At 57.0% G+C, this 25,114-nt stretch carries 21 protein-coding genes and 1 riboswitch; of the genes, 9 read left to right on the top strand and 12 right to left on the bottom strand.

Features of this window, described 5'->3' with window-relative positions:
* Window positions 1–143: 143 nt before the first annotated feature.
* The 10 genes from prfB to PHD44_RS00465 form a co-directional block, all read right to left on the bottom strand.
* Window positions 144–1,242, bottom strand: a protein-coding gene (gene prfB, locus PHD44_RS00510) for a peptide chain release factor 2 (protein WP_300186743.1) whose coding sequence is annotated in 2 segments (ribosomal slippage) — window positions 144–1,166 and window positions 1,168–1,242 — 1,098 coding nt in all. Because the reading frame shifts where the segments join, the coding sequence is not laid out codon by codon here.
* 105 nt (window positions 1,243–1,347) lie between these two features.
* Complete coding sequence (locus tag PHD44_RS00505) at window positions 1,348–2,091, bottom strand: 16S rRNA (uracil(1498)-N(3))-methyltransferase (RefSeq protein ID WP_300186740.1); 744 nt, start codon at window positions 2,089–2,091, stop codon at window positions 1,348–1,350.
* 16 nt (window positions 2,092–2,107) lie between these two features.
* Window positions 2,108–3,466: an adenosylmethionine--8-amino-7-oxononanoate transaminase gene (gene bioA, locus PHD44_RS00500; RefSeq protein ID WP_300186738.1), complete on the bottom strand. Its 1,359-nt coding sequence runs from the start codon at window positions 3,464–3,466 to the stop codon at window positions 2,108–2,110.
* Window positions 3,467–3,482: 16 nt separating this feature from the next.
* Window positions 3,483–3,935 carry an NfeD family protein gene (locus PHD44_RS00495; RefSeq protein ID WP_300186735.1) on the bottom strand — a complete coding sequence of 151 codons (453 nt, stop codon included), beginning with the start codon at window positions 3,933–3,935 and terminating at the stop codon, window positions 3,483–3,485.
* 221 nt (window positions 3,936–4,156) lie between these two features.
* Window positions 4,157–4,510 (bottom strand): hypothetical protein, encoded by a 354-nt coding sequence (locus PHD44_RS00490; RefSeq protein WP_300186732.1) that lies wholly within the window; start codon window positions 4,508–4,510, stop codon window positions 4,157–4,159.
* 25 nt (window positions 4,511–4,535) lie between these two features.
* Window positions 4,536–5,450: an SPFH domain-containing protein gene (locus PHD44_RS00485; RefSeq protein WP_298218250.1), complete on the bottom strand. Its 915-nt coding sequence runs from the start codon at window positions 5,448–5,450 to the stop codon at window positions 4,536–4,538.
* Window positions 5,451–5,624: 174 nt separating this feature from the next.
* Window positions 5,625–6,476, bottom strand: coding sequence for a methylenetetrahydrofolate reductase [NAD(P)H] (gene metF, locus PHD44_RS00480; protein ID WP_300186729.1), 852 nt, complete (start codon window positions 6,474–6,476; stop codon window positions 5,625–5,627).
* A gap of 17 nt (window positions 6,477–6,493) precedes the next feature.
* The gene (gene ahcY, locus PHD44_RS00475; protein WP_300186726.1) at window positions 6,494–7,906 is read right to left on the bottom strand and encodes an adenosylhomocysteinase; all 1,413 of its coding nucleotides are present in this window, start codon (window positions 7,904–7,906) and stop codon (window positions 6,494–6,496) included.
* 41 nt (window positions 7,907–7,947) lie between these two features.
* Window positions 7,948–8,023: riboswitch (S-adenosyl-L-homocysteine riboswitch) on the bottom strand.
* A 13-nt stretch (window positions 8,024–8,036) separates the two neighbouring features.
* Window positions 8,037–9,209, bottom strand: coding sequence for a methionine adenosyltransferase (gene metK, locus PHD44_RS00470; protein ID WP_300186723.1), 1,173 nt, complete (start codon window positions 9,207–9,209; stop codon window positions 8,037–8,039).
* A gap of 128 nt (window positions 9,210–9,337) precedes the next feature.
* A complete protein-coding gene (locus PHD44_RS00465) occupies window positions 9,338–10,195 on the bottom strand; it encodes a PhnD/SsuA/transferrin family substrate-binding protein (protein ID WP_300186721.1) in 858 nt (285 codons plus the stop codon).
* Between the two features lie 407 nt (window positions 10,196–10,602).
* On the opposite strand from PHD44_RS00465, the gene PHD44_RS00460 reads away from it, so the two are divergent.
* From PHD44_RS00460 to fba, 6 genes are all read left to right on the top strand, one after another.
* Entirely contained in the window at window positions 10,603–11,157 is a 555-nt protein-coding gene (locus tag PHD44_RS00460; protein ID WP_300186718.1) for a thioredoxin family protein, read from the top strand.
* A gap of 189 nt (window positions 11,158–11,346) precedes the next feature.
* Window positions 11,347–13,335: a transketolase gene (tkt, locus tag PHD44_RS00455; protein ID WP_300186715.1), complete on the top strand. Its 1,989-nt coding sequence runs from the start codon at window positions 11,347–11,349 to the stop codon at window positions 13,333–13,335.
* 117 nt (window positions 13,336–13,452) lie between these two features.
* A complete protein-coding gene (gap, locus tag PHD44_RS00450; protein ID WP_300186712.1) occupies window positions 13,453–14,451 on the top strand; it encodes a type I glyceraldehyde-3-phosphate dehydrogenase in 999 nt (332 codons plus the stop codon).
* A 153-nt stretch (window positions 14,452–14,604) separates the two neighbouring features.
* Window positions 14,605–15,804 (top strand): phosphoglycerate kinase, encoded by a 1,200-nt coding sequence (locus tag PHD44_RS00445; protein ID WP_300186709.1) that lies wholly within the window; start codon window positions 14,605–14,607, stop codon window positions 15,802–15,804.
* A 9-nt stretch (window positions 15,805–15,813) separates the two neighbouring features.
* Window positions 15,814–17,289 (top strand): pyruvate kinase, encoded by a 1,476-nt coding sequence (pyk, locus tag PHD44_RS00440; RefSeq protein ID WP_300186706.1) that lies wholly within the window; start codon window positions 15,814–15,816, stop codon window positions 17,287–17,289.
* 75 nt (window positions 17,290–17,364) lie between these two features.
* Window positions 17,365–18,429: a class II fructose-bisphosphate aldolase gene (fba, locus tag PHD44_RS00435; RefSeq protein WP_290677088.1), complete on the top strand. Its 1,065-nt coding sequence runs from the start codon at window positions 17,365–17,367 to the stop codon at window positions 18,427–18,429.
* Window positions 18,430–18,596: 167 nt separating this feature from the next.
* Here the strand turns inward: fba and PHD44_RS00430 are convergent, their stop codons facing one another.
* Entirely contained in the window at window positions 18,597–19,151 is a 555-nt protein-coding gene (locus PHD44_RS00430; protein ID WP_300186701.1) for an NADPH-dependent FMN reductase, read from the bottom strand.
* A gap of 326 nt (window positions 19,152–19,477) precedes the next feature.
* Here PHD44_RS00430 and ppx point away from each other — a divergent pair, with 326 nt between their 5' ends.
* The 3 genes from ppx (at window position 19,478) to PHD44_RS00415 (ending at window position 24,471) form a co-directional block, all read left to right on the top strand.
* The gene (gene ppx / locus PHD44_RS00425; RefSeq protein WP_300186698.1) at window positions 19,478–20,992 is read left to right on the top strand and encodes an exopolyphosphatase; all 1,515 of its coding nucleotides are present in this window, start codon (window positions 19,478–19,480) and stop codon (window positions 20,990–20,992) included.
* 76 nt (window positions 20,993–21,068) lie between these two features.
* Entirely contained in the window at window positions 21,069–22,796 is a 1,728-nt protein-coding gene (gene recJ, locus PHD44_RS00420; protein WP_300186695.1) for a single-stranded-DNA-specific exonuclease RecJ, read from the top strand.
* A 322-nt stretch (window positions 22,797–23,118) separates the two neighbouring features.
* Window positions 23,119–24,471 (top strand): HD-GYP domain-containing protein, encoded by a 1,353-nt coding sequence (locus PHD44_RS00415; protein ID WP_300186692.1) that lies wholly within the window; start codon window positions 23,119–23,121, stop codon window positions 24,469–24,471.
* A gap of 12 nt (window positions 24,472–24,483) precedes the next feature.
* On the opposite strand, the gene dacB is transcribed toward PHD44_RS00415, so the two are convergent.
* A partial coding sequence (gene dacB, locus PHD44_RS00410) for a D-alanyl-D-alanine carboxypeptidase/D-alanyl-D-alanine-endopeptidase (RefSeq protein ID WP_300186689.1) occupies window positions 24,484–25,114 on the bottom strand: 631 nt, incomplete at its 5' end.

Here is a 25,114-nt window from a genome sequence, read left to right as displayed (position 1 = left end):
TTGGGGCAGGATGCCCCAACACGAGCAAAGACGTAAGTCTTTTGATTCGTGAGCGCCATCGCGGGCGTGTACCGCGATGAGCGCGCTGATTTATTCCAAGGATGGAATAAATCAGCATTTATCTAAGAGCAGACCGGCAAGAATCACAGGCCGCTTTTCAGACTTGCTTCGATAAACGGATCGAGATCGCCATCCAGCACGGCTTGCGTGTTGCCGGTTTCATAGCCGGTGCGCAAGTCCTTGATACGGCTTTGGTCGAGCACGTAGGAACGAATCTGGTTACCCCAGGACACATCGGATTTGGTGTCTTCCAGTGCCTGGCTGACGGCATTGCGTTTTTGCACTTCCAGCTCATAGAGCTTGGCTTTGAGCATTTTCATGGCGCGCTCGCGGTTCTGAATCTGTGAACGTTCCGCCTGACAGGCCACCACGACGCCGGTCGGAATATGCGTGAAGCGCACTGCCGATTCGGTTCGGTTGACGTGCTGCCCACCGGCACCGGAGGCGCGGAAAACATCTACGCGCAAATCGGCAGGGTTCACTTCGATTTCGATATTGTCATCGACTTCCGGCGACACGAATACCGAAGCGAACGAGGTATGGCGGCGGTTATCGGAATCGAACGGCGATTTGCGCACGAGTCGGTGTACGCCGATTTCTGTACGCAGCCAACCGAAGGCGTACTCACCCTCGAATCGGATGGTGGCTGATTTGATCCCCGCCACTTCACCATCGGACACTTCCATCACTTCGGTCTTGAAGCCGCGGCGATCGCCCCAACGCAGATACATCCGCATCAGAATGCTGGCCCAATCCTGCGATTCCGTCCCGCCCGCACCCGATTGAATATCGAGGTAGGCATTGGACTCGTCCATTTCCCCGGAGAACATGCGCCGAAATTCCAGATCGGCGATCTGTTTCTCGAATTCGGCCACGTCTTTTTCAATGGAAGCCACGGTGGCTTCATCATCTTCCTCGGCGGCCATTTCCAGCAAATCGGCGTTATCGTTCAAGCCCTGCGCCATATCGGCCAGCGTGTGGACGACGCGCTCCAGCGAAGCGCGTTCCTTACCCAGCGCCTGCGCCCGGGCCGGATCGTTCCACACATCGGGCACTTCGAGCTCTCTATCGACTTCTTCTAAGCGTTCTTTTTTGACATCGAAGTCAAAGATACCCCCGAAGCGCGGCCGCGCGTGCGGACAGGTCTTTGATCTTGAACAGGATAGGATTAATTTCAAGCATGGTTCTGTTTCGTTACGGATTCATGAAAATAGGTTGAATATTGTAACGCAATGCGACGCATAAGGGATCGGACTCTACTGAACACTGAAAAACTGCAGGTTGGAGTTAGTCAGCGCATTCAAAAGAAAAATCGCCCCACTGCATTTGCAGCACACTTAAGGCCACGATGGGTGCCGTTTCGGTGCGCAACACGCGCGGCCCGAGTGTCAGCGGGATAAAACCCGACGCAATGGCTACTTCGATTTCGTGATCACTAAGCCCGCCTTCGGGGCCTATCAAAACCGCTACATTTTCTGGACTTGCGACAAACGGTTTCGCTGCATGACCTCTATTCGGGTGCAAAACCCATTTGAGCGCCGCGTCGGTCTGCGCTAAGGCATCTTCAAGCGATAGGATCGGATTGATGCGCGGCAGCTTATTGCGCCCGGATTGCTCGCAAGCGCCGATCGCGATATCGATGAAACGGGCGTGGCGCTTATCGGCGCGTTCACCCTTCAGGTCGACGATGCTACGCTCGGTCGCCACCGGGGTGATTCGGGTCACGCCCAACTCGACCGCTTTCTGTATTACCCAGTCCATTTTTTCGCCCTTGCCCATCGCCTGCAGAAGATGAGTCTGCAACGGCGATTCGACGCTGTGCATCACCACACAACCAATTGCAAGCGAGGCCTCGCGCTTACCCAAACTGAGCGTCGCATCGGCTTCGTGGTTTTGGCCATCGAAGACACGCACGGCCTGCCCATCGCGCAGGCGCAAGACATTTTTCAGGTAATTGAGCCGCTCGGCGGACAGCGGCAGGGTTGCACCTTCCGCCAGAGCTGCGTCAAGGTAGATTCGTGGTACGCGCACCGGTCAATCCCTCTCGCTAGTCCTGCACCGCAAAACGCACGGCATCTAAGGTGACATCGGCGAGCATCTGCCATTGATCGTCATCCATGATGTACGGCGGCATCCAGTAGATGGTGTTCCCCAGCGGACGGAGCAGCACTTCATGATCCAGCGCATAGCGATAGGCCTTCTGGTTGCGACGTTCCGCCCGTGGGAACGGATTGCCCTGATTGCCGGGCCGGTCGTCGACCAGATCCATGGCCACGATCATGCCGCAACGACGCAGATGCGCGATGTTGGGCAACTCGGCCAGGGGCGCGGTGAGCCGGTCGATCATCGCCCCGCGCTCGCGATTGCGTTCGATCACATTATCCTGCTCGAAGATATCCAGCGTCGCCAGCGCGGCCGAGCAGGCCAGCGGATTGCCGGTGTAGCTATGTGAATGCAGGAAGGCCCGGCTGACGGGCGCCTCACAATAAAACGCCTGATAGATGTCCTCGGTGGTGAGCACGGCGGAAAGGGGCAGATAGCCGCCGGTAATACCCTTGGACAGACACAGAATATCCGGCGTGATGCCGCCCTGCTCGCAGGCAAACAGGGTGCCGGTGCGGCCGAATCCGACCGCGATTTCATCGGCAATCAGATGCACCTCGAATTCATCGCACAAGGCGCGCAAACCCTCAAGATAAGCCGGTTCGTGCATCCGCATCCCGGCGGCGCATTGCACCAGTGGCTCGATGATGATCGCGCAGGTTGAAGACGCCACGCGTTCGAGCAACGCACGCATACCCGCCAATGCGCGCTCGGTAACATCGGCGCAGGATTCGCCAGATGCTGCCTGTTGGCAATCGGGTGAAGGCGCGATAAAGGCGGGCTGGATCAGGGGCGCATAGGTCTCAGTGAATATAGGAATATTGCCAACGCCAAGCGCGCCCATGGTTTCGCCGTGATAGCTGTTTTCCAAGGCGATGAACCGCGTTTTTTCCCCGCGACCAAGATTGCGCCAGTAGTGGAAACTCATTTTCAAGGCGACTTCGACACCGGAAGCACCGTTATCCGCGAAAAACACCCGCTCCAGACCCGGCGGCGTCAATTGAACCAATCGTTCGGATAACTCGACCACCGGCTGATGGCTGAATCCGGCGAGAATCACATGTTCGAGCTGATCGAGCTGCGCCTTGAGACGCGCATTGATGACCGGATTGGCGTGCCCGAACAGGTTCACCCACCACGAACTGATCACATCGAGATAGCGTCGACCATCGAAGTCGTACAGCCAGGAACCCTCGCCTCGCGACACGGGGATCGGTGGCAGGGTTTCGTGCTCTTTCATCTGGGTGCAGGGATGCCAGAGGACCGCCAGATCGCGGTCGATCCAGGATTGATTCGAACTCATTATGTTTAACCTGAGGTTATCTCGTGACCGGTGCGACCACGAGATTGGAACTATCGACCGACGTCACCTCGACGATCGAGCCCGATGGCATGTCCGGTCCGAGTACACGCCAACGCGAATCCCCGATTCGAACCCAACCCACGCCATTGACGATGGGGGCTTCAAGGGTGAAATGACGGCCGATATATTGCTCGCCTCGCCGATTAAGCCTGGGGTGGTCGGTGGCCTGCTTGTTCGGCACGAATACCCGTCGCCCGATCAATACGGCAACGATCGACAGGACGGCAAACAGACCAATCTGCACCGGCCAGCCGACACCCGGCATGAAAAAGCTGATGCCGCCGACCACGCCAGCGGCCACGCCGAGCCAGAGGAAGAAGCTCGATGGCGCGAATATCTCCACGACGACGAGCAGCACGCCAAGGATGAACCACGCCCAATAGTCCCAAACCAAGGTATCAAGCGGCATTATGACAACTCACTTTTCATAGGGAATCCCTGCACGAATGCAAAGCCGCTTAAATCCCCCTCGCGCCCCCCTTTTACAAAGGGGGAAGTGCTTGCTCAAAAAGAGGAGGCTGATCCCCCCCTTTTTCAAAGGGGGGTTGGGGGGATTTGCCGAACCGTACCTGCTGCCCGAAGGAATGCTGCATTTGTGCAGACCTTTCCTGGACGACTGAAGCGGCGAGATCATCGAGCGATGACCCAACCATCACTGCCTTTGACCATATGCAGCATCCGGGTATTTTTCTGGTCACCAGCGAAGGGGGTGCTGACCTCGGTTTCGACCTTGCAGTCGAACCCGGTGCCTGATGCATCTTTATTGCACTCGAGCACCTTAACCGATTTGATTTCCACCTTGGCCATCAAAGCGCTTACAGCTTCACCGCCCTGAACCGAACTGGCTTGGCTCATCGCCATCGCCATACCGGATTTGAGTGCCTGCTCGACATCGCTCGACGAAGGCGCGCCGCTGGAACAGCCAGCCAAAGCGAGCACGACGAGCACGGAAAGTGTCGCAATGAAACCACGCGTTGTTTTCATAGATGGTCCCTCAATTTTTCCTGGATTATTTCGGATTGACCTTAAAGGCTTCTTTCGCCAATTCGGCGATCCCTTCGAGGGAGCCGAGCATGTTGCTGGCCTCGATCGGCAGCATGATGACCTTCTGGTTCGGCGCCGTAGCGACAGCCTGGAACGCTTCGATGTATTTGGTCGCCACAAAGTAATTGATTGCCTGCACATTACCGGCGGCAATGGCTTCACTCACAGACTTGGTAGCAAAAGCTTCTGCCTGTGCCAAGCGTTCGCGCGCTTCGGCATCACGGAAGGCCGCCTCCCGATCGCCCTCGGCTTTCAGGATATTCGACTGCTTCTCGCCCTCGGCCTTCAAAATGGCCGCCTGCCGGAAGCCCTCGGCTTCCAGAATATTGGCGCGTTTCTCCCGCTCGGCCTTCATTTGGCGTCCCATGGCCGCCACCAGATCCTGAGGTGGCGTGATGTCCTTGATTTCGATTCGGGTGATTTTGGTACCCCAGGGCGAGGTGGCTTCATCCACCACGGACAGCAGACGGGCATTGATATCGTCCCGGCGGGAGAGGATTTCGTCCAGATCCATCGACCCCATTACGTTCCGGATGTTGGTGATCACTAGGTTCAGAATGGCGTAATCAAGCTGGTGCACTTCATAGGCGGCACGGGCCGGATCGAGTACTTGAAAAAAGACGACGCCATCGACCTTGATCATCGCGTTATCCCGCGTGATGATTTCCTGCGACGCGACGTCGAGCACCTGTTCCATCACGTTGATCTTGCGACCGATCCGATCGATGTACGGCACGATCAGGTTCAAACCGGGTTCGAGCGTCCGGGTGTAGCGACCGAAACGCTCTACGGTCCACATCGAGCCTTGCGGCACCTGCTTGATGCCCGCGAAAATGGTGGCCGCAGCCAACACCAACAACACAATCGCAAACGTTCCCATGAGGCCCACTCCTTTCAATGCATTTTATTGATGCCACTTATCGATGCTGTTGTCTTGATATACGAAGTCAATACTGATGAAAAGAAATCAATCCAGCCATGATCGACGTATCAAACCGTCAATGTACGTGGCATCGATGACAATAGCATTGAAGCCGACTGCAACCAACGACAGTTAGTTAGGCTGCGAAGGCATCAATCCCGCATCACGACAGATGTTGATGACCGGGACCGCCTGGTTCATGGTGTAGAAGTGCAGACCGGGCGCGCCGGCCTGAACGAGATCGACGGTCAAGCGGGTCACCACGTCATGGCCGAATGCGCGCAGGCCATCCATGTCGTCGCCGAAGGCTTCAAGGCGTTTGCGCAACCAACGCGGCAAATCCGCCCCGCTGGCATCGGAAAACCGCGCCAGTTGGGTGTAATTGCTGATCGGCATGATGCCGGGCACGATCGGAATCGTGACCTGCAACTTTTCGCAGTCATCCAAGAAGCGGGCGTAGGCTTCGATGGAATAGAAATATTGCGTGATGGCGCCGTCGGCACCCGCTTCGACTTTCTGCTTGAAATGCAGCAAGTCGGCACGGGCATTGGCCGATTGCGGGTGAAATTCGGGATAAGCCGCCACTTCGATGTGGAACCAGTCGCCACTGTGTTCACGAATGAACGCAACGAGTTCGCTGGCATATCTGAAATCGCCCGGATCGCGCATCCCGGAGGGCAAATCCCCCCGCAAGGCGACTATTCGCTTGATACCGAGCGCACGGTACTGATCCAGAATGGCCGCGATGCTGGCTCGCGTGGAACCGATGCAGGACAGATGCGGCGCGGCAGGCACACCGGATTCGGTCTGGATGGCCTCAACCGTGGCGAAACTTCGCTCCTGAGTCGAACCACCCGCGCCATAGGTGACTGAGAAATACTCCGGCTTCAGGGCCGAGGTCAACTGTTCGGTAACGGCACGCAGCTTGAGCGCGCCCTCGTCCGACTTGGGCGGGAAAAACTCACAGGATAAGGGCGTGTGCATAATTGCCTCCGAGCCCATCAGTAGCGGTAGCTATCAGGCTTGTAGGGTCCGTTGACCTCGACACCGAGGTAGGCCGCCTGTTTGTCGGTCATCTTCGTCAGCACGCCGCCGAAACCGGCCACCATATAACGCGCCACTTCTTCATCCAGCGCCTTGGGCAGCACTTCAACCCGCAACAGTTCGGCTTTGCGCGCCTCGGGCTGGTCGGCAAACTTGTTGGCGAACAAATGCAGTTGCGCCAATACCTGATTGGCAAACGAACCATCCATGATGCGGCTGGGGTGCCCCGTCGCGTTACCCAGGTTCACCAGACGCCCTTCGGAGAGCAGAATCAGATAGTTATCCGAATCCAGATTCGGTTCCGCTCCCGGTGCCGTGTCACGATAGACCTTGTGAACCTGCGGCTTGATCTCTTCCCATACCCAGTTCTTGCGCATGTAGGCGGTGTCGATTTCGTTATCGAAGTGGCCGATGTTGCTGACCACGGCGCCATTCTTCAAGGCCTTGAGCATCGGCGCATCGCAGACATTCACGTTACCGGTTGTCGTGACGATCAGGTCGATTTTGCCGAGCAACTGTTTGTCGACACAGGTATCGCTGCCGTCATTGTGGCCGTTGAGGTAAGGTGAGACGACCTCGTAACCGTCCATACAGGCCTGCATGGCGCAGATCGGGTCGATCTCCGAGACTTTGACGATCATGCCTTCCTGACGCAGTGAAGCGGCCGAGCCCTTACCAACATCGCCATAACCGATGACCAGCGCCTGCTTGCCGGAAAGCAGATGGTCTGTTGCCCGCTTGATCGCGTCATTCAGGGAATGGCGGCAACCGTACTTGTTGTCGTTCTTGCTCTTGGTCACGGAGTCATTGACGTTGACCGCCGGAATTTTCAGCGTGCCGGCCTTCAGCATGTCGTGCAGGCGGTGCACGCCCGTTGTGGTTTCTTCCGAAACGCCATGGATACCCGCCAGCAACTCGGGATGTTTCTCGTGGATCAGACCGGTCAGATCGCCACCGTCATCCAGAATGAGGTTGGGCTTCCAGCCATCGGGGCCGGTGATCGTTTGTTCGATGCACCACCAGTATTCCTCCTCGGTTTCCCCTTTCCAGGCGAACACCGGGATACCGGCGGCTGCAATCGCAGCGGCAGCGTGATCCTGGGTGGAAAAAATATTGCATGAAGACCAGCGCACCGATGCGCCCAAATCAACCAGGGTTTCGATCAGAACGGCGGTTTGCACCGTCATGTGCAGGCTGCCGACAATGCGCGCACCGGCCAAGGGCTGGGCCACGCGATACTTGTCCCGGATCGCCATCAGGGCAGGCATTTCCCGCTCGGCAATCCGTAACTCACGACGGCCGTAATCGGCCAGGGAGATATCAGCCACTTTGTAATCGACGGCCGTTTTGAACGCATTTGGGTTTTGCATGATGTTTCCTCAGTTCAACAAAAAACCTGCCGGAATGTGCAGGTTTCAGAGCGCCGTTGAATGAAAGCCAATGCCTCAAGCCTCACCCCGGATGGGGTTGCAGCGCTCCTTGAGGAACCGGTCGGGCAGATTATAGCCCGGCGTCTGCCCGCAGTGCATCCGCCTTGTCTGTTTTTTCCCAGGTGAAGTCGTCGTCTTCCCGGCCAAAGTGACCATAGGCCGCGGTTTTCTGGTAAATCGGCCGAATGAGATCGAGCATACGGACGATGCCATACGGGCGCAGATCAAAATGCGTGCGCACCAGTTCGGTGATCCGATGATCGGAAATCTTGCCTGTGCCGAAGGTATCGATACTGATCGAGGTGGGTTCCGCCACGCCGATGGCATAGGAAACCTGGATTTCGCAGCGGTCGGCAAGGCCCGCCGCCACGATGTTCTTCGCCACATAACGACCCGCATAGGCGGCAGAACGATCCACCTTGGAGGGATCCTTGCCGGAGAACGCCCCGCCGCCATGCCGCGCCATACCGCCATAGGTATCGACAATGATCTTCCGACCGGTCAGACCGCAGTCCCCAACCGGCCCGCCAATCACAAAGTTACCGGTCGGGTTGATGTGATACTTGGTTTTCTCATCCAACCACGCCGCCGGCAGTGTCGGCTTGATGATCAACTCCATCACCGCTTCGCGCAAATCCTTCTGACTCACTTCCGGACCATGCTGCGTCGAAAGCACAACCGCGTCGATCCCGACCGGTTTGCCTTTCTGATAACGAAACGTCACCTGCGATTTCGCATCCGGGCGCAACCAGGGCAAGGTATGCGATTTGCGCACCTCGGCCTGACGCTGCACCAATCGATGCGCATAGGTGATGGGCGCGGGCATGAGCACATCGGTTTCGTTGGTGGCGTAACCGAACATCAGACCCTGATCACCGGCACCCTGCTCTTCGTCCACCATGCGATCCACACCCTGTGCGATATCTGAAGACTGTTTGCCGATCGCATTCAGAACCCCACAGGTGTTGCCATCGAATCCCAGATCGGAGCTGTCGTAGCCGATATCCACGATAACCTTGCGTACCAGCTCATCCAGATCCACCCAGGCGGAGGTGGTCACCTCGCCCGCCAGTACGACAAAACCAGTTTTCACCAAGGTTTCGCAAGCCACGCGCGCGCGCGGATCCTGACGGAGAATTGCATCCAGAACCGCATCGGAAATCTGGTCGGCAATCTTGTCTGGGTGGCCTTCAGCCACGGATTCGGAAGTAAAAAGATGAACAGGCTCGCGATGGGCGGTCATGGACAAAATCCTTGGGTTCAATAGATCGGGAAATATGAATCAGCCGCTGATTCTAGCAGCTCATCGAGTGACTGAGCGACCTCGGCACGCCTCAGGCACTGATCCGACCCAAGGCGAAAACGTCGCGCTCAATAACCGAAGGTGCCTTCGAGCAGTTTTTCCTGCCCGGCGTAATCACGGTCGGTGGCCTTGGTAAAGGCGCGCAACTGCGATTGCTTGAGCAAAGCCTCGCCCTCCGGGGTCTCACTCAGCCTGATCAGTGCAGACTGCAGGGATTTGGCAAGCTCTGGCGATACACTCGGGCTCACACTGACAGCAAGAAATGGCAGAGGCGCGGTTGTCGTCACCACATTGAGAGAAGGATAGCCCGCCGCAATCGGTGTTGGAATGACCGCAGCGGCCACTGTCCCCGCTTTGACCGCATCCGCTGCCGCCCGATTGGAATCTACAAATACAAGTTGAGGTTGCTGAACGGGGTTCGGGAACAACTGATAAAGCGTCAATGCACTGACGGAAGGCGAAGGCTGCACGGCGATTTTCTTGTTGATCAGCTCGGAGGGATCGAGCACGGCATCATTTGGCCCGGTCACCAAGGACTGCGTAACAGTACCGCTGAGTTTTGCGATAACGTGCCAATGCTGGCGCTGTACGCGAAAATCGGTTGTCGGCGCGGCGTCGAGCGCGATATCGAAGGGCGAACCCGTTCGGGTTTCCTGCCAGAAAGCCAAATAATTCGGGAACACTTCCATCTCGATGGTCGTGCCGGTCATCTCTCTCAATTTCTGAACCAGAGGGCCGAACGACTTTTCGAGCTCGGCCTTGGGCAGGAAAGGCGGAATGGCGAACTTGAGCGCGGCGGCCTGCGCCGAAAGACTCATCACCGAACACAGCAACATGGCAGCAAAAACACCGAAACGGCGACCGAGCCACCGCATCCGACCTTCCCGCTTGAACCGTAAAAAAGAAGAAATATCAAGCAAACGCATACATCAGACTCCTTTGATCACCGGGATACACGTCTTCTCCGACAGAAGCCGCAACCGGATTCTTATAAGGGCACCTTGAAAAACCTTTCGAGGTGCCCGTGCACCACAGGGATGTGGTGCCGCGCAATAACGCGAAGCTGGCGTAAGCCCGCGTAAGCGATTGAAATAGCGCAAGTTCGTTGCGGGTTTCCCGCAACGAACGCCCTCGAAAACCCCCAAGGAAGGGGGTTTTCGAGGTTCCCATAATATCGACGCGTCATCCTATGCCCTGCATGGTCAGCGACATGTTGCGCCAGCCTTGTGATAGGCTCACCGTCAGACTGAACACGACCCCCAAATCTTGGCATTGGCAAACTGCCGGGTGACGGAAGGTCTGTCACTAAAATGCAAAAATGAGGGATTGTCCAATGGTTAGTACAACAACCCCCATAGGTGAATTTAATCGGCCCGCTATCGATTTCAAACTCCCCGATACCGAAGGCCGCCCATGGACACTGGAAGATTGCCGCGGACCGCGCGGGCTGCTCGTGATGTTCATCTGCAACCATTGTCCGTACGTGCAAGCCATTCTCCCGAAAATCGTACGGGACACGGCTGAACTCAAAACCCTGGGCATCCAAGCCGTCGCCATCATGTCGAACGACATAGCGGATTACCCCGAGGACAGCCCGGAACACATGCGACGACTGGCGCGGGAATATGATTTCGGCTTCCCTTATCTGTACGACGAAACACAAGAGGCCGCCCGCGCGTATGGTGCCGTGTGCACGCCCGACTTCTTCGGTTATAACGCCGACCTCAAGTTGCAGTTCCGAGGGCGCCTTGATGCTTCAGGCAGACACCCCCTGCCCGATGCTCCACGGGAACTATTCCACGCCATGCAACTGATCGCCGAAACCGGCGTCGGCCCCTCTGAACAGACACCCTCGATCGGATGCTCGATCAAATGGCGCTCGCCGTAGCGCGGTGATCATCGATTCGGGCAACCGTAAGAGCAGCCATATCGACGACGCACCTTGTTGCCATCTGGAGCAATTACGGTAACATGTGGCAAGTTTTTGGCCGTGAAACGCGCAAGAAATCCCATCACAGCGGGCGCATTCACCACACAGTTTTCATTTATCTTTTGACCTTCAAGAACGGAGAGACTTATGTCTACGCGTAGAGAGCTTGCCAATGCGATTCGTGCCCTGAGTATGGACGCAGTACAAAAAGCGAACTCAGGCCACCCCGGTGCGCCCATGGGTATGGCTGATATTGCCGAGGTATTGTGGAACGGCTATCTGAAGCACAATCCCAAGAACCCGAAGTGGCCGAATCGTGACCGCTTTGTTCTGTCCAACGGCCACGGCTCCATGCTGATCTACTCGTTGCTGCACCTCACCGGCTACGAACTGCCGATGGAAGAGATCAAGAACTTCCGTCAGCTGCACTCCAAAACGCCCGGTCACCCGGAATACGGTTACACCCCCGGCATCGAGACCACCACCGGTCCTCTGGGTCAAGGCATCAGCAATGCCGTTGGCTTCGCCATCGCAGAAAAAATGCTGGCAGGCCAGTTCAACAAACCCGGCCACAACGTCATCGATCACTACACCTACTGCTTCCTCGGCGACGGTTGCATGATGGAAGGCATTTCTCACGAAGCCTGCTCACTGGCCGGCACCCTGGGTCTGGGCAAACTGATCGCGTTCTATGATGACAACGGCATCTCCATCGATGGTCACGTCGAAGGCTGGTTCACCGACGACACACCGGCTCGTTTTGAAGCCTATGGCTGGCACGTTGTACGCAATGTTGACGGTCACGATAGCGATGCCATCGACGCGGCCATCCGCGAAGCCCGCTCCGTCAACGACAAGCCCACCCTGATCTGCGCCAAGACCGTCATCGGTTTTGGCGCGCCGAACCTGTGCGGCACCCACGATTGCCACGGCGCCGCGCTGGGCGAAGCCGAAGTCAAGGCAACGCGCGAGAATCTGGGCTGGCACCACGAACCGTTCGTGATTCCCCCGGAAATCTACGCCGGCTGGGACGCGACCGAAGCGGGTATCCGCAACGAATCCGCCTGGGAAGACGCCATGAATGCCTACGCCAAGGCCTACCCTGCCGAAGCGGCTGAACTCAAGCGCCGCCTGGCCGGTGACCTGCCGGCCGACTTCGCCGCAAAAATGGATGCATTCATTGCAGAAGTAGCTGCCAAGGGCGAAACCATTGCCTCGCGCAAGGCATCACAAAACACCATCACCGCCATGGCAGCCATCCTGCCAGAAATGGTTGGCGGCTCTGCCGACCTCGCGCCATCGAACCTCACCACATGGAAAGGCTGTCGCGCCCTGACGTCGACCGAATCCGACGCGAACTACATTCACTACGGCGTCCGCGAATTCGGTATGTCGGCCATCATGAACGGCATGGTGCTGCATGGTGGCTTCGTGCCCTTTGCCGCCACCTTCCTCATGTTCTCCGAATATGCGCGCAACGCCCTGCGCATGTCCGCGCTGATGAAGATCGGCTCCATTTTTGTCTACACCCACGACTCCATCGGTCTGGGTGAAGATGGCCCGACACACCAACCCGTCGAGCAAATCGCCACCCTGCGCATGATTCCGCGCATGAACACATGGCGTCCTTGCGATGCGGTTGAATCAGCCGTCGCCTGGAAAGCTGCGGTAATGCGCCGCGATTCGCCAAGCACGCTGATTTTCTCTCGTCAGAATCTGGCGCATCAGAATCGTACGCCTGAACAAATTGCCAACATCGCTCGTGGTGGCTACATCCTGCGCGATTGTGCCGGCACACCGGATCTGATCCTGATCGCCACCGGCTCTGAAGTTGCCCTGGCAATGGCTGCAGCCGAAAAACTCGCCGACAAGAAGGTTCGCGTCGTATCCATGCCCTGCACCGAAGTATTCGATGCTCAGGATCCGGCCTACCGCGAATCGGTTCTGCCAGCAGCCGTTCGCGCGCGCGTTGCTGTTGAAGCGGGCGTCACCGGCTTCTGGGGCAAATATGTCGGACTGGATGGCAAGGTTGTCGGCATCGACACCTTCGGTGAATCTGCGCCTGCGGGTGATCTGTTCAAGCTCTTTGGCTTCACCGTAGACAACGTGGTCGCCACGGCACAATCCGTTCTGTAATCAACCGGATCAGCAGGCCACTTTACCGTTGCCTGCCTGTGGAACAGCGCGATGAATCACTCGGATGAGTTCGCACAAATATTATAATTTTCAAAACCTTAGAAACAGGGGTGTCTTATGACAATCAAAGTAGGTATCAACGGGTTCGGCCGTATCGGCCGCATGGTGTTTCGCGCTGCAGCGAAAGACTTTCCTGAAATCGAAGTCGTTGCCATCAACGACCTGCTGGATGCCGATTACCTGGCATACATGCTCAAATACGATTCCGTGCACGGTCGTTTTGACGGCGACGTTTCTGTCGACGGCAACTACCTCGTTGTCAACGGCAAGCGTATCCGCCTGACCGCCGAGCGTGACCCGGCCAACCTCAAGTGGAACGAAGCGGGTGCCGATATCGTCATCGAATCCACCGGCTTCTTCCTGACCAAGGAAACTTGCCAAGCGCACATCAACGCCGGTGCCAAGAAAGTCATCCAGTCCGCACCTTCAAAAGACGACACACCCATGTTCGTCTATGGCGTGAACCACGAAAAATATGCCGGTGAAACCATCGTTTCCGCGGCGTCCTGTACCACAAACTGCCTGGCGCCTGTCGCCAAGGTGTTGAATGATACATTCGGCATCAAACGCGGCCTGATGACCACCGTTCACGCGGCGACAGCTACCCAGAAAACTGTTGACGGCCCTTCTTCCAAAGACTGGCGCGGCGGTCGCGGCATCCTGGAAAACATCATCCCCTCCTCCACGGGCGCGGCAAAAGCCGTGGGCAAGGTGCTGCCGGAACTGAACGGCAAACTGACCGGGATGGCGTTCCGTGTGCCGACTTCTGACGTTTCTGTGGTCGACCTGACCGTCGAACTGAACAAGGAAACCACCTACGCCGACATCTGCAAGGCCATGAAAGCGGCGTCAGAAAGCGGTTCACTCAAAGGTGTTCTTGGTTACACCGACGATGCCGTGGTTTCCACCGACTTCCGAGGCGTGGCACAGCCGTCTGTATTCGACGCCAAGGCCGGTATCCAGTTGGACCCGACCTTCGTGAAAGTAGTTGCCTGGTATGACAACGAATACGGTTACACCAGCAACCTGATGCGGATGGTTAAAGTCATCGGCTAATCCGACTCGCTCCGTGCCGTTCCAACCAATGGCATCGGAGCTGGTCGATTGATCACCTGTGCTCTATTCAGGGCGCAGGTTTTTCACTGAAATCGTTTGTTTTGCGACCACGCAAACCAAACCATTTTTTATTTTGATGTTCAGGAGTGTCTCATGGCCAACTTCCTCCGTATGACCGACCTCGATCTGGCGGGCAAGCGTGTATTTATTCGTGCTGATTTGAACGTGCCGGTAAAGGACGGGAAGGTCACCTCTGATGCCCGTATTGCCGCCTCGATGGCCACGATCACCCATTGCGTCAAAGCGGGTGCGAAAGTCATGGTCACCTCTCATCTCGGTCGCCCGGAAGAAGGCGTTTATTCCGAAGAGAACTCACTGGCGCCCGTGGCCACAGATATGGGCGCCAAGCTCGGCAAACCCGTTCGCCTGATCAAAGATTGGGTCAATGGCGGTTTCGACGTGGCAGCCGGTGAAGTCGTTCTGCTCGAAAACGTTCGCTTCAATGTCGGCGAAAAGAAAAACCTGGATGAAACGGCCAAAAAATACGCAGCCCTATGCGACGTATTCGTCATGGATGCGTTCGGCACCGCCCACCGCGCAGAAGCATCAACCCATGGCATTGCCAAATTCGCCCCCGTGGCCTGTGCCGGCATTCTGTTGGCTCAGGAACTCGAAGCACTGGACAAGGCCCTGGCCAACCCGGCCCGCCCGATGGTTGCCATCGTGGGTGGTTCCAAGGTTTCCACCAAACTCACCGTACTCGAAGCGCTGTCCGAAAAGGTCGACCAGATGGTTGTCGGTGGCGGTATTGCCAACACCTTCATCAAGGCCGCCGGTTACAATGTGGGCAAGTCACTCTGCGAAGATGATCTGGTTCCTACTGCTCAGATGCTGATGAAGAAAATGGAAGCGCGCGGCGCTTCAATCCCGGTTGCCGTCGACGTGGTCGTGGGCACCGAGCTGCCATTCCTGCCCGGCAACGAAAACACCCCGGCCACACTCAAGCCGGTCGATGGCGTATCTGACGACGACATGATTTTCGACATCGGTCCGAAATCAGCTCAGGAACTGGCAGATATCATCATGAAGGCGGGCACCGTGGTGTGGAACGGCCCGGTTGGCGTATTCGAATACGACCAGTTTGGCGAAGGCACCAAGACCATTGCCATGGCCATTGCCAAGACCAAGGCGTTTACCCTGGCTGGCGGCGGCGACACCATTGCGGCCATTCAGAAATATGATATTTATGATCAGGTAAGTTACATTTCGACTGCGGGCGGTGCTTTCCTCGAATACCTCGAAGGCAAGACGCTGCCCGCTGTTGCCATTCTCGAACAACGCGCCAGCGCTTAAGGATTTTTCATGCACGCCCTAAACCCTCCCGGTTATTTATCCACCAAGCGACGCACGAAAATCGTAGCCACATTGGGGCCCGCCAGCGACAACCCGAAAGTAATCGCCGACCTCATCGCTGCCGGTGTCGATGTTGTTCGACTGAACTTCTCTCACGGCAAGGCAGCCGACCACCAACACCGTGCCGATATGGTTCGGGCAGCGGCTAGCGCGCAAGGGAAGTTTGTCGCGATTCTCGGCGATTTGCAGGGGCCGAAAATTCGCATCGATCGCTTCAAGACGGGTAAGGTCGAACTGGTCGATGGCGCGAGCTTCACACTGGACGCTGATCTGGATCGCGACAGTGGCGACGAAACAGCCGTAGGCATCACCTACAAGGCGCTGGTCACCGACTCGAAAGTCGGCGATATCCTGCTTCTGGATGATGGCCGGATTGTATTGCAGGTTGAAGCCGTTACCGGCAACAGAATCCAGACCAAGGTCATCGTGGGCGGCGAGCTGTCCAACAACAAGGGCATCAATCGCCAGGGGGGTGGCTTGTCTGCGCCCGCGATCACAGACAAGGATCGTGAAGATATCAAAACCGCGGCAGCCATTGGCGTTGACTACATTGCCGTTTCCTTCCCCCGCTCCGGTGATGATATCCACGAGGCCCGTCGCCTGCTGCAAGAAGCAGGATGCACGGCGCACATCGTGGCGAAAATCGAGCGGGCCGAAGCGATCGAATGTATCCGCGACATCATCCAGGCCTCCGACGCCATCATGATTGCGCGTGGCGACCTGGGCGTGGAAATTGGTGATGCCGAATTGCCTGCCGTGCAGAAAGCATTCATCCGCATGGCGCGTGACATGAACCGCCCTGTGATCACGGCCACGCAGATGATGGAAACCATGATCAGCAATCCGATCCCGACCCGGGCAGAAGTTTTCGATGTGGCCAACGCGGTTCTGGACGGCACCGATGCGGTCATGCTGTCTGCCGAAACGGCAGCGGGTAAACACCCGGTGCGCGTGGTGGAAACCATGGCGCGTATCTGTCATCGGGCGGAGTACCAGATCGAAGCCAAACGGGGACAGCCCCCACTGGATATTCCTTTTGAGCGTATCGATCAGGCCATCGCCTACTCGGCCATCTACACGGCGAACCACTTGTCCGTTGCCGCCCTTGTGGCGCTGACAGAATCGGGCGCGACCGCACTGTGGATGTCCCGCGTCAGTACCGACATCCCGATCTACGCATTCACCCGGAACGAAGTCGCAGCAAGGCGCATGGCTTTGTACCGTGGTGTTCAGGCGGTACATTTTCCCTATTCATCGACAGATCACGCTGAAGTGAATCGCCTGACCATCGAAGCCCTCACCCAGATGGAATGTTTGGATGATGGTGATGTCGTCATCATCACCAAGGGTGATCTGATGGGTCAAATGGGCGGCACAAATGCCATGAAGATTGTGCGGGTAGGCCAGATTATCAACGCCGATTAAGCGTGGCATGATGCTCAACCCAAGGGCAGGGCATCAAGATTTTGTTTTATTTTTCAACCTGACTGGAGAATCCTTATGGCGCTTATTTCCTTACGTCAACTGTTAGATCATGCCGCAGAACATAGCTATGGCATGCCTGCATTCAACGTCAACAACATGGAGCAGATCCATGCCATCATGCAGGCGGCCGATGCGGTTGACAGCCCCGTGATCCTGCAAGGCTCGGCTGGTGCGCGCAAATACGCCGGCGAACCGTTCCTGCGTCACCTCGTCGCTGCGGCCGTCGAAATGTACCCGCACATTCCTGTCGTCATGCACCAAGATCACGGCGCTGATCCGGGCGTTTGCTTCCGCGCGATCCAGTCCGGCTTCAGCTCAGTCATGATGGACGGCTCACTGATGCCCGACATGAAGACCCCTTCTTCTTTCGAATACAACGTTGAAGTTACGCGCAAAGTAGCTGAAATGTCGCACTTCGTCGGTGTATCCGTTGAAGGCGAACTGGGTTGCCTCGGCTCACTCGAAACCGGCAAAATGGGCGAAGAAGACGGCCACGGTGCAGAAGGCGAGCTGGATCACTCCATGTTGCTAACCGACCCGGAAGAAGCGGCTCAATTCGTTAAAATGACCGACGTTGACGCCTTGGCGATCGCCATCGGCACCTCACACGGCGCGTACAAGTTCACCCAGAAGCCAACCGGCAAAGTGCTGCGTATCGACCGCGTCAAAGAAATCCACGCGCGCATCCCGAACACCCACCTCGTTATGCACGGCTCATCTTCCGTACCGGAAGACTGGCTCGAAATCATCAACAACTACGGCGGCGACATGGGTCAAACCTATGGCGTGCCCGTCGAAGAAATCGTCGAAGGCATCAAGCACGGCGTGCGTAAAGTCAACATCGACACCGACCTGCGTATGGCCTCCACCGGAGCGATTCGTAAGCATCTGCATGACAACCCGGCCAACTTCGACCCGCGCAAGTTTTTCGCCGAAGCAACCAAAGCCATGAAAGGCATCTGCCAGGCACGCTTCGAGGCCTTCGGCTCAGCAGGCAAGGCTTCTTTGATCAAGCCACTCAACCTGGACGAAATGCACCAACGCTACGCCTCAGGCAGCCTGAAGCAGCAAATCAAATAAGCTGATTCGCACCACAAACCCAAAACCCGCGCTTGCCGCGGGTTTTTTGTTATCCTCACGTGGACTCGATCGTGTACCAGAATGTATCAGCGTGGTGGATAAAACTTGGGTTTCCGTCTCGCCCGCTTGGGATGCAAGCATCACGGAATATCTCCATAGGCTCAAGTTCACTGCGCCGCAAACTTTTTGACCCAGGCAACATACCGATTCATCCAGTTTTGCAGGAACTCGCGACTGGCTGGACCAACTTCGCCGAATTCATCGATCAAGCCTTCTGTGAACTGAACAAATGCCTCAGGCTGCCCCATGGTAGGAACATCCAGATAGGCCAGAACATTGCGTAAGTGTTGCTGTGCCATGGCAGTGCCAATGGCACCGGGGGAGGTTCCGAGCACCCCGGCCGGTTTACCCTGCCACGCACTCTGTCCGTACGGGCGCGATCCGTGATCGATTGCATTCTTGAGCACTCCGGGCATTGAGCGGTTGTACTCAGGAGTAACAAACAGAAATCCATCAACGGCCGACAAACTGTCCTTCAGGCGTCTTACAGCGTCTGACGGATTGGCATCATCGTCCTGGTTGTAGAGAGGTAAGTTATCAATTTGAATGTGTGAAAATGAAAAGTCAGTCGGTGCGAGCTTGATCAATGCCTCGGCCAATTTTCGATTGAACGAGTCACGACGAATACTTCCCACGATAACGCCAATATGCACCTGGTTCATATGAATCTCCTTTAAGTCAGGCTCAACGAAACATGTCCCTGCACCAAACGCCATTAGCCCAGAATTGGAACATCTGAAATATCAATCATGTCAATCTCTCCTGCGTTCGACCGTGAACTACTTGAGCCCGATGCAGCCTGAAAAACGCTGGCAGAATGATCAAGCCCAAAAAGCCAACTCAGGACAATAACTATGGGACACGTCTGTCGGGGGCAAGATCCGGTCGAACAAAAGACCTATTTTTCCGAAAAAAGGAACATCAGGTTTATTTCGCCGCGCTGTCGGGGCGATAATACCGCCTCCATGAAACCACGGGAAAAAGTGTGATGCAAGACGATAGCCTCGTAGCCGCCGTTGACCTGGGTTCCAATAGCTTTCACATGCTGATCGCTCGTGTCCGTGATGGACAGGTTCAGGTGATCGACAGGATGAAAGAGATGGTTCGCCTGGCCGGTGGCCTTCAGGCCGACGGAAGCCTGGCTGAAGAAGCCATGGAGCGTGGTGTCGCCTGCCTGACGCGTTTCGGACAACGCGTTTCCGACATGCCGCGCGGCAGTGTGCGCATCGTCGGCACCAATACGCTGCGCGCTGCCAAGAACGGTGCAGAATTCATCAAGCGCGGTGAAAAAGCCATCGGCCACCCCATCGAGATCATTGCCGGTCGAGAGGAAGCGCGGCTGGTTTACCTCGGCGTTGCCCGAAGCGAAATGCCCATAGAGGGAGACCGACTGGTTGTTGATATCGGGGGCGGTTCGACAGAACTCATCCTCGGCAATGGTATAACCCCATTCAAGATGGAAAGCGTGCCGATTGGCTGCGTTGCGCTCATGCGCGATTTTTTCCCTGATGGTGTCTTCGATGCGGCGCGGTTAGAGCACGCAAAAAACCGGGCCGAACTCGAACTTAGCCCATACAAAATGGCTTATCTCAAATCGGGCTGGACACAGGCCATGGGCAGTTCCGGTACGGCGCGTTCCCTGGCGACGGTGATCAAGGCGAACGGCTGGGGAGACGGTGCCATTACCAAAGAGGGATTGGCCAAAATCCAGGCGGCCGTCCTCAAGGCCGGTTCACTGTCCGCGCTGAAATTATCCGGCCTGTCTGAGGATAGAAAGCCCGTTTTCGTCGGTGGCTTGATTGCGATGCAGGCCATATTCGCCGCACTGGAAATCAAGCAGATGCTGGTGAGCGACGGTGCACTGCGCGAAGGGTTGGTATTCGACTGGCTCGATCGGGATGATCACGACGATATCCGCATCGCGACAGTTCGCCGCTTGCAACGCTTGTTCACGGTCGATGTTCGCCATGCCGATCGCGTGGCCAAAACTGCCGCAGACCTGTTGGCGCAGGTCGCGCCTGCCTGGGGACTCGATTGCCATCCCGAATCGATCGACGCACCGCGTTACGCCGTCTGGCTGGATATCGCGGCCCGACTGCACGAAATCGGCCTGGCGGTGAGTCATTCAGGCTTTCATCATCATGGCGCCTATATCCTTTCCTATGCCGATATGCCGGGCCTCACTCGCCCGGCCCAGATGATTATCGCGAGCCTCGTGCACACGCATCGACGCAAATTCAAACTGCAGCGTTTCGATCAAGTCGATGAACGGTTACGGGATCGCATCATCAAGCTTTCCGTGGTACTGCGACTGGCGGTACTGCTCCATCGTGATCGTTCCCCCAAACCCAATTTGTCTCGCATCAAGTTGGAGGCGGGGAAAGATAAATTGCACGTGATTTTCGCCGATGGCTGGCTCAAAACCCGACCGTTGACCCGGGTGGATCTGGAAGTGGAACAAAGCTACCTCGCCATGGCCAATATCCGGCTGAGTTTTGCGTAACCCTGTTGTGACGCCCCCACCCCGGAGTCATCAGCGCCTGATTAAACGCCGGGCGCCACCGGAAATTCCCGAGGCCATGTCGGGCATTGAGTCGCGTCTGGCTGAAATTCTGGTGACGAGGGGCATAGTCGACCCCGAACAGATCAATCCCGACCTCAGCCTGTTGCTGCCGCCGGCAGGCATGCCTGGAATCGAATTGGCGGCCGATATTCTCGCCAATGCCGTTCGCGAACATGCCCGCATCCTGATTGTCGGCGATTTCGATGCCGATGGTGCCACGGCAACGGCACTATGCGTCAGGGCCTTACGGGCTATGGGCGCCAAGCGGGTGGAATACACCCTGCCCGACCGGCAACGCCATGGTTATGGTCTCTCGCCCGCCTTGCTCAAGGACTGGATTGCCGAAGCCGATGCGCCGCCCGATGTCATCCTGACCGTGGATAACGGCATTGCCGCCTTTGCCGGGGTTGCTGCCGCACTGACTTTGAACGCGACCGTGATCATCACCGACCACCATCTGCCGGGCGACACCCTCCCGCCCGCTCATGCGATCGTCAATCCCAACCTCAACGGCTCCGACTTCGCCTCGAAGGCAATCGCCGGAGTAGGCGTGGCGTTTTATGTCATGGCGGCACTGAGGGAACGGTTATCCGCACTGGACTGGTTCACCGGCGGCATTGCACGGCCCAACCTTGCGCGCTGGCTGGATCTGGTCGCCGTGGGCACGGTAGCCGACGTGGTATCACTGGACGACAATAATCGCCGGCTGGTCGCACAGGGGCTGGCGCGCATTCAGGCGCAACAGTGCGTACCGGGCATATCGGCCTTGTTCGCTGTGGCTGGCAAGGATCCGCGTTACGCCAGCAGCACGGATCTCGGTTTCGTGGTCGGGCCAAGACTGAATGCGGCCGGGCGATTGGAAGACATGCGGATCGGCGTGGATTGCTTATTGGCGGACGATCCGATCACCGCTCGCCAATACGCCATGACGCTCAACGAGATCAATCACGAGCGACGCGCCCTCGAACAGGAAATGTTGTTCAGCCTGAAAAAACAGGGCAACAGCTCAGGGCTGAACGAGCTTGATCTCGATCGCCCGATTGATCCTGCCGACTGGGTGATTTTTGACGACAGCTTCCACCAGGGCGTGATCGGCATTGTCGCCGGTCGACTCAAAGAACGCTGGCAACGGCCGGTGTTCGTGTTTGCACCGGAAGACAACGATGCGCCAAGAGCAAAACTCAAGGCATCCGGACGTTCGATTCCCGGCGTCCACCTGCGTGATGTTCTGGTGGCGATGGCAACCGCCGCCCCCGATCTGATGCATGCCTTCGGCGGGCACGCCATGGCCGCGGGGCTGAGCCTGTCATTCGACCAGCTCGAAACATTCCGCCGTCTGTTCGCACTTGAGATGGCAAAGCACCAGCCACATTTTCCCGATCAGGCCATCGTGCTCTCCGATGGCCCATTGAGCGCAAACGAACTGACGCTGGACTTCGCCCACCTGCTGCAAACCTGCATTCCTTGGGGTACCGATTGCCCGGAACCGATTTTCGACAACCGGTTTGAAGTACTGGAACGCACCCCGCTCAAGGAAGGCCGGCACTGGCGCCTGCGTTTACGACTACTCAAACCCGGAACAGCAACACCTGCCATTGGCACCCATCTGACAGCCGTCTGGTTCGGTATCGGCGAACATATTCCTGCGGGAAAATACTGGCACCTGGCCTATCGGATCGACATCAACCGATTTCGCGGACAGGAAATGCTGCAACTGATGATCGTGTCGGGCACACCGGCCTGAATCCACGCCATATTTAGACTAGGCTAGTGTACTGTTTCGCTCTTGGAGGCACATTCAGCGAGTCGCTGGTCGATTAGATACAAGGCGCGCTCGCGCCGCAATGGCCACCCCCTTGCAAGCGAGCGCAACGCCGCAGATGATCGGCCAGCGGCTCGCCCGAAGGGAGTTCTCCGAATGCGCCATGACGGCGTTGCCGTGCTTGACAAGGGTGTGGGCCATTGCCTGCGCACGGCGCCTTGTCCTGACGCATTCGGAGGACTCTGAAAGTACCTCCAAGAGCGAAACAGTACACTAGAGGTCATAGGCGCGCATAGGAGTTCGCATGTCCATCCCTTCATCGTTAACCGAACCGACACTGCGACTACGCCAATCCGAAATCATCGGCGCGCTCTCGCACGCACTGGATTTGACCGAAGGCCTGCCCGCCGGGCACGCGCAACGATGCTGCTGGATTGGCATGCACATCGGTCAGGAACTGAACCTGAACGATCACGATCGCGCTGATTTGTACTATGCGTTGCTGCTCAAGGATGCGGGCTGCTCAAGCAACGCGGCGCGCATCTTCAACGTGTACGGCTGCGATGACCGCATCCTCAAGCGTGATTTCAAGCTGATCGATACCCACAAGCTCGACGACATGGCCAAATTCGCCTGGTCGCATGTGGCGCCCGGCGAATCCTGGCTGAAGCGACTCCCCATGCTGGCGAACCTGATCACCAAGGGAGCGGAAATCGGAGAGGAACTGTTTCTCACCCGCTGCGAACAAGGTGCGGAGATCGCGGAGCAACTCGGTTTTTCCGCTCAGGTTTGCGATGCGGTTCGTGGGCTCGATGAGCACTGGGACGGCCGCGGTAGCCCTCGACAGTTGAAGGGGGAACAGATTCCACTGTTCGCCCGCATTGCGCTACTGGCACAAGTGATTGAAATCTTCTTCGCCGAGGGCGGTAGCACATTGGCGATGCGGACCGTTCGGGCACGCACGGGCAGTTGGTTCGACCCCACGTTGGTGAATCACCTGGAAAAGCTGGCTCAGAACGACGAATTCTGGGAAGGTCTGCGTGATCCGGACATCGCCGCCCGCCTGGTCGCGCTGGAACCAGCCGACTATGCGCGCGATGTGGATGACGACGAACTCGATCGGCTGGCAGGCGCCTTTGCAGCGGTTATCGATGCCAAAAGCCCCTATACCTTCGGCCACAGTAGTCGCGTGTGCCAGTACGCCCAACGTATCGGTGGAGAAGTTGGTTTACCCGAAAAGCAACTGTTCTGGCTTCGACATGCGGCGCTGCTGCACGACATCGGTAAACTGGGCGTCAGCAACAGCATTCTGGATAAGCCGGGCAAGCTGACCGATGCGGAGTTCGACCAGATCAAACTGCATCCGGTGCATTCGATGGATATTCTCTCCAAGGTCGGCATTTTCGATTCGCTGGCGCCCGTGGCGTCCGGTCACCATGAGCGACTCGACGGGCGCGGATACCCCTGGGGGCTCAAAGGGGATCAGATTGATTTTGCCACCCGCATTATCAGCGTGGCCGATGTGTTCGATGCCGTATCGGCAGAGCGCCCCTATCGCGGGGCAATGCCGGTGGCGCAAGCGTTAAGCATTCTGGATGACCTATCCGGCCCGGCTCTTGATGGCGATCTGGTCGCCGCGTTGAAGCGTACGCTCTAGTGTGCTCGACGATCAACCGTTCGCGTACAACCAATCAAGAATCGCATCCTGAACTTTTGTGCCACCACCGTTTTGGACGTTTTTCTCGTTTTGCAGGATTACCACCACGTAGCGTCGGCCCGATTGGGTGACGACATAGCCAGCCCCCGCGCGAACATCCCGCAGCGTGCCCGTTTTCAGATGAATCATTCCGCGTGCCGGCTCACCACGTAAACGCTTACGCATGGTGCCGTCGATACCGGCGATCGGCAATGAAGCCATCAATTCCGGCATGGTCGGACTATGCCAGGCATACATCAGCAATTGGCCCATTTCCTTCGGACTGATGCGTTCCTTGCGTGACAAACCAGAGCCGTTTTCGATATCGAAGCCCGGCCAGCTGAATCCTTGGCGCTTGAGCCAATCCATGACCACTTCCCTGGATTTGAGCAATGTTCCGGGCGCGCCCTTGATTTCTGCCCCCAACGTGAGAAATATCTGCCGCGCCATCAGGTTGTTCGACCATTTGTTCTGCAGATACAGGTATTGGGTCAGGTTCTCCGAATTGTGCTGCACGAGATAGACCGCATTTTTTGGCACGACGCCTTCGGCCCAGGTATCATCGATTTTCCCACCCTGCTGTTCAAACAGGTGTTTGAATGCG

This window comes from Halothiobacillus sp. (assembly GCF_028710545.1).
Classification (GTDB): Bacteria; Pseudomonadota; Gammaproteobacteria; order Halothiobacillales; family Halothiobacillaceae; genus Halothiobacillus.
Note: the sequence above shows the minus strand (reverse complement) of the source record. Positions and strands in the feature narration are given on the sequence as shown.

What these genes read in the sequence shown, in the direction of transcription:
- recJ (WP_300186695.1), top strand. Translation starts at nt 21,069, where the DNA reads ATGTCGGGCATTGAGTCGCGTCTGGCTGAAATTCTGGTGACGAGGGGC.
- fba (WP_290677088.1), top strand. Translation starts at nt 17,365, where the DNA reads ATGGCGCTTATTTCCTTACGTCAACTGTTAGATCATGCCGCAGAACAT.
- PHD44_RS00460 (WP_300186718.1), top strand. Translation starts at nt 10,603, where the DNA reads ATGGTTAGTACAACAACCCCCATAGGTGAATTTAATCGGCCCGCTATC.
- bioA (WP_300186738.1), bottom strand. Translation starts at nt 3,466, where the DNA reads ATGAGTTCGAATCAATCCTGGATCGACCGCGATCTGGCGGTCCTCTGG.
- PHD44_RS00415 (WP_300186692.1), top strand. Translation starts at nt 23,119, where the DNA reads ATGTCCATCCCTTCATCGTTAACCGAACCGACACTGCGACTACGCCAA.
- ahcY (WP_300186726.1), bottom strand. Translation starts at nt 7,906, where the DNA reads ATGCAAAACCCAAATGCGTTCAAAACGGCCGTCGATTACAAAGTGGCT.
- PHD44_RS00485 (WP_298218250.1), bottom strand. Translation starts at nt 5,450, where the DNA reads ATGGGAACGTTTGCGATTGTGTTGTTGGTGTTGGCTGCGGCCACCATT.
- metK (WP_300186723.1), bottom strand. Translation starts at nt 9,209, where the DNA reads ATGACCGCCCATCGCGAGCCTGTTCATCTTTTTACTTCCGAATCCGTG.
- PHD44_RS00445 (WP_300186709.1), top strand. Translation starts at nt 14,605, where the DNA reads ATGGCCAACTTCCTCCGTATGACCGACCTCGATCTGGCGGGCAAGCGT.
- gap (WP_300186712.1), top strand. Translation starts at nt 13,453, where the DNA reads ATGACAATCAAAGTAGGTATCAACGGGTTCGGCCGTATCGGCCGCATG.
- ppx (WP_300186698.1), top strand. Translation starts at nt 19,478, where the DNA reads ATGCAAGACGATAGCCTCGTAGCCGCCGTTGACCTGGGTTCCAATAGC.
- tkt (WP_300186715.1), top strand. Translation starts at nt 11,347, where the DNA reads ATGTCTACGCGTAGAGAGCTTGCCAATGCGATTCGTGCCCTGAGTATG.
- metF (WP_300186729.1), bottom strand. Translation starts at nt 6,476, where the DNA reads ATGCACACGCCCTTATCCTGTGAGTTTTTCCCGCCCAAGTCGGACGAG.
- PHD44_RS00495 (WP_300186735.1), bottom strand. Translation starts at nt 3,935, where the DNA reads ATGCCGCTTGATACCTTGGTTTGGGACTATTGGGCGTGGTTCATCCTT.
- PHD44_RS00490 (WP_300186732.1), bottom strand. Translation starts at nt 4,510, where the DNA reads ATGAAAACAACGCGTGGTTTCATTGCGACACTTTCCGTGCTCGTCGTG.
- PHD44_RS00465 (WP_300186721.1), bottom strand. Translation starts at nt 10,195, where the DNA reads ATGCGTTTGCTTGATATTTCTTCTTTTTTACGGTTCAAGCGGGAAGGT.
- PHD44_RS00430 (WP_300186701.1), bottom strand. Translation starts at nt 19,151, where the DNA reads ATGAACCAGGTGCATATTGGCGTTATCGTGGGAAGTATTCGTCGTGAC.
- pyk (WP_300186706.1), top strand. Translation starts at nt 15,814, where the DNA reads ATGCACGCCCTAAACCCTCCCGGTTATTTATCCACCAAGCGACGCACG.